This window comes from Bacillus cereus group sp. MG4 (assembly GCF_040460055.1).
In the GTDB taxonomy this organism is placed as follows: Bacteria; Bacillota; Bacilli; order Bacillales; family Bacillaceae_G; genus Bacillus_A; species Bacillus_A wiedmannii.
This window is the reverse complement of sequence record NZ_JARVGZ010000001.1, coordinates 3,707,501-3,712,500: the sequence shown is the minus strand read 5'-3', so window position 1 is coordinate 3,712,500 and position 5,000 is coordinate 3,707,501. Positions and strand designations below refer to the sequence as shown.

Here is a 5,000-nt window from a genome sequence, read left to right as displayed (position 1 = left end):
TTGTTTCGTTCAGTTTTCAAAGAACTACTTAGTCGCTCATTTGCGACTTCCTTATGTTAACATCTTCGTTAGTTAATGTCAACTAAGTTTTTCATTTTGTTTGCCGCGTTCTGCGTTATTGCATCGGCGACTTTTTCTATATTACACCTCTATACCCTAATCGTCAACACCTTTTATTCAATTAATAATAAAAATAATTCCAAAGGTATTTTCTATATTAGTTTCAGTTATTTAATTCCTCTAATTCAATGAAAATAATGAAAAGGACATCCTATTACATACAAAGCGTCCTTTTCATTAAACACTATATACATACTCTTATAAACTTTAACATTCTTCATTCTCTTTAACATTTCGCTCGCCTGAGATAAATAAATCAATTAATTTACGTTTATCCGCCCATATCACTCCAAATAAAACTAAGCTACCACCTATTCCTATTCTCCACGTCAAAGATTCATTTAATAGAACAATTGAAGCAGCGATACTTATTAACGGTAACCCATTTAAATATAATCCACTTACTGATGCCGAGACTGTCTCTAATGCTCTATTCCAAAACCAATACGCTAAAATTGTTGCCCCAATAACAAGATATATTACACTAAACCCTGTCTTCCATGTTTCGATTTTTGGAAAACCATAGTAAAAAATTTCTGCCATTGCAAATGGTAATAGAATAACAGCTCCAATAATTAAAGTTAATGTTGTAAAAACCTTGTTTGATAGATACTGTTCTTGTTTTGGTCGTTTCAGCAATACTGTATAGAAAGCAAATAAGAACGTACTTAATAAAATAAGGATATCTCCTATTAAAGATACTTCTTGATCGACATTACTAGATGGAATTGTAATAAGAAGTACTCCGATAGCCCCCAATACAATACCAATCCAATAATTAAGTTGAATTTTTTCTTTCAAAAAGAACGCTGAAAAAAGAATTGTAACTAAAGGTAAAGCAGCATCAATAATACTAACATGCAATCCACTCGTTAAAGAAATACCGTAGGATGTGAACATAAAGTACCCAGCTACGCCAGTAAAAGATAGCAAGCTCATTCTTTTCCACGGGACTTGTTTATGTACAACAGATCTTTTTAATTGTTTAAATGAGAATAGTAAACAGATTCCACCAGCTAAGAAAAGGCGGATAAATAACAAAGTAAATGGCTGAATAGATTCTAATGCCCACTTTGTTGGCGCAATGGCTGTCCCCCATAATATAACAGCCACTAATAACATGCATATTTCTTTCATAATCCCCCACACCCATCAAAAAAATAAATGTTAACTATCTTAATTATAGATTTTTTCTTATGTGAAATCCTTTAAAAATGTAAAAACGTTATGTGAAAAACAACTAAATAGCTATTTTTCACATAACGTTTTCATATAAAGAGTAAAATATTTTTAATCATTCTACAACCTAATTAATATAAAAAGGTAATCCTTACCTTAAACTAAAGTTTAAACGTATTACTTTATCACCTTTTACGACATTATCGCTCAAATTTTAGTTTAGACAGTCCCTATTTCATCTTTTTTCCTCTTTAAGATTACTAAATTTATGAATTTTAACAGGTGATACACAAAAAAACACAAGTCAAAAGACTTGTGTTTTTAGTTGCTTGGCGACGTCCTACTCTCACAGGGACAAGTTCCCAACTACCATCGGCGCTAGAGAGCTTAACTTCCGTGTTCGGTATGGGAACGGGTGTGACCTCTCTGCCATCATCACCAAACTATGAAGGCATATTCCTTCAAAACTAGATAACATTTGCTACATATTATATGGTTAAGTCCTCGATCTATTAGTATTCGTCAGCTCCACATGTCACCATGCTTCCACCTCGAACCTATCAACCTGATCATCTTTCAGGGATCTTACTAGCTTACGCTATGGGAAATCTCATCTTGAGGGGGGCTTCATGCTTAGATGCTTTCAGCACTTATCCCTTCCGCACATAGCTACCCAGCTATGCCCTTGGCAGAACAACTGGTACACCAGCGGTGCGTCCATCCCGGTCCTCTCGTACTAAGGACAGCTCCTCTCAAATTTCCTACGCCCACGACGGATAGGGACCGAACTGTCTCACGACGTTCTGAACCCAGCTCGCGTACCGCTTTAATGGGCGAACAGCCCAACCCTTGGGACCGACTACAGCCCCAGGATGCGATGAGCCGACATCGAGGTGCCAAACCTCCCCGTCGATGTGGACTCTTGGGGGAGATAAGCCTGTTATCCCCGGGGTAGCTTTTATCCGTTGAGCGATGGCCCTTCCATGCGGAACCACCGGATCACTAAGCCCGACTTTCGTCCCTGCTCGACTTGTAGGTCTCGCAGTCAAGCTCCCTTATGCCTTTGCACTCTACGAATGATTTCCAACCATTCTGAGGGAACCTTTGGGCGCCTCCGTTACACTTTAGGAGGCGACCGCCCCAGTCAAACTGCCCACCTGACACTGTCTCCCGGGTCGATAAGACCCGTAGGTTAGAATTTCAATACAGTCAGGGCGGTATCCCACCAGCGCCTCCACCGAAGCTAGCGCTCCGGTTTCAATGGCTCCCGCCTATCCTGTACAAACTGTACCAAAATTCAATATCAGGCTACAGTAAAGCTCCACGGGGTCTTTCCGTCCTGTCGCGGGTAACCTGCATCTTCACAGGTACTATAATTTCACCGAGTCTCTGGTTGAGACAGTGCCCAAATCGTTACACCTTTCGTGCGGGTCGGAACTTACCCGACAAGGAATTTCGCTACCTTAGGACCGTTATAGTTACGGCCGCCGTTTACTGGGGCTTCAGTTCAGAGCTTCGCTTACGCTAACCCCTCTCCTTAACCTTCCAGCACCGGGCAGGTGTCAGCCCCTATACTTCGCCTTACGGCTTCGCAGAGACCTGTGTTTTTGCTAAACAGTCGCTTGGGCCTATTCACTGCGGCTTTCCGTTAAGAAAGCACCCCTTCTCCCGAAGTTACGGGGTCATTTTGCCGAGTTCCTTAACCAGAGTTCTCTCGCACACCTTAGGATTCTCTCCTCGCCTACCTGTGTCGGTTTGCGGTACAGGCACCTTTTATCTCGCTAGAAGCTTTTCTTGGCAGCGGGGAATCAAAGACTTCGCTCCATAAGGAGCTTCCCCATCACAGCTCAGCCTTCACGATAAGCGGATTTGCCTACTTATCAGCCTAACTGCTTGGACGTGCACAACCAATCGCACGCTTCTTCTATCCTTCTGCGTCCCTCCATTGCTCAAACGATAAAGAGGTGGTACAGGAATATCAACCTGTTGTCCATCGCCTACGCCTGTCGGCCTCGGCTTAGGTCCTGACTAACCCTGAGCGGACGAGCCTTCCTCAGGAAACCTTAGGCATTCGGTGGACGGGATTCTCACCCGTCTTTCGCTACTCATACCGGCATTCTCACTTCTAAGCGCTCCACCAGTCCTTCCGGTCTGACTTCACTGCACTTAGAACGCTCCCCTACCACTGATACCATTGGTATCAATTCGCAGCTTCGGTGGTGTATTTAGCCCCGGTACATTTTCGGCGCAGAGTCACTCGACTAGTGAGCTATTACGCACTCTTTAAATGGTGGCTGCTTCTAAGCCAACATCCTAGTTGTCTAAGCAACTCCACATCCTTTTCCACTTAATACACACTTTGGGACCTTAGCTGGCGATCTGGGCTGTTTCCCTCTTGACTACGGATCTTATCACTCGCAGTCTGACTCCTAAGGATAAGTCATTGGCATTCGGAGTTTGACTGAATTCGGTAATCCGATGAGGACCCCTAGTTCAATCAGTGCTCTACCTCCAAGACTCTTACACTTAAGGCTAGCCCTAAAGCTATTTCGGGGAGAACCAGCTATCTCCAGGTTCGATTGGAATTTCTCCGCTACCCACACCTCATCCCCGCACTTTTCAACGTGCGTGGGTTCGGGCCTCCATTCAGTGTTACCTGAACTTCACCCTGGACATGGGTAGATCACCTGGTTTCGGGTCTACGACCACGTACTAAACGCCCTATTCAGACTCGCTTTCGCTGCGGCTCCGCCTCTTCAGCTTAACCTCGCACGGGATCGTAACTCGCCGGTTCATTCTACAAAAGGCACGCCATCACCCATTAACGGGCTCTGACTATTTGTAGGCACACGGTTTCAGGATCTCTTTCACTCCCCTTCCGGGGTGCTTTTCACCTTTCCCTCACGGTACTGGTTCACTATCGATCACTAGGGAGTATTTAGCCTTGGGAGATGGTCCTCCCAGATTCCGACGGAATTTCACGTGTTCCGCCGTACTCAGGATACATTCAAGAGAGAACGAAGTTTCGACTACGGGGTTGTTACCCTCTACGACGGACCTTTCCAGGTCGCTTCGTCTACCTCGTTCCTTTGTAACTCCGTATAGAATGTCCTACAACCCCAAGAGGCAAGCCTCTTGGTTTGGGCTATGTTCCGTTTCGCTCGCCGCTACTCAGGAAATCGCATTTGCTTTCTCTTCCTCCAGGTACTTAGATGTTTCAGTTCCCTGGGTCTGTCTTCCTTACCCTATGTATTCAGGCAAGGATACCATACCATTACGTATGGTGGGTTTCCCCATTCGGAAATCTTCGGATCAAAGCTTACTTACAGCTCCCCGAAGCATATCGGCGTTAGTCCCGTCCTTCATCGACTCCTAGTGTCAAGGCATCCACCGTGCGCCCTTTCTAACTTAACCAAACTAAAATTAAAAAAATATGAGCTACACTGTTATCTAGTTTTCAAAGAACATACATTTATATATGAGAGATAGTTCTCTCAAAACTGAACAAAACGAAACACGGAAACTTATATTGATGAACAGCGTTCATCAATTCTCCATAGAAAGGAGGTGATCCAGCCGCACCTTCCGATACGGCTACCTTGTTACGACTTCACCCCAATCATCTGTCCCACCTTAGGCGGCTGGCTCCATAAAGGTTACCCCACCGACTTCGGGTGTTACAAACTCTCGTGGTGTGACGG

At 44.2% G+C, this 5,000-nt stretch carries 1 protein-coding gene and 3 rRNA genes (1 of these 4 cut by a window edge); all 4 read right to left on the bottom strand.

What is annotated here, in order from left to right; genetic code table 11:
* Positions 1–327: 327 nt before the first annotated feature.
* Entirely contained in the window at positions 328–1,257 is a 930-nt protein-coding gene (locus QCI41_RS19595; RefSeq protein ID WP_353836887.1) for a DMT family transporter, read from the bottom strand.
* Between the two features lie 369 nt (positions 1,258–1,626).
* Positions 1,627–1,742: ribosomal RNA gene (gene rrf / locus QCI41_RS19590) — 5S ribosomal RNA — on the bottom strand.
* Positions 1,743–1,791: 49 nt separating this feature from the next.
* A 23S ribosomal RNA gene (locus tag QCI41_RS19585) occupies positions 1,792–4,713 on the bottom strand.
* Between the two features lie 146 nt (positions 4,714–4,859).
* A 16S ribosomal RNA gene (locus QCI41_RS19580) occupies positions 4,860–5,000 on the bottom strand; it runs 1,411 nt beyond the window's last position.
* The 16S, 23S and 5S rRNA genes sit together here, the layout of an rRNA operon.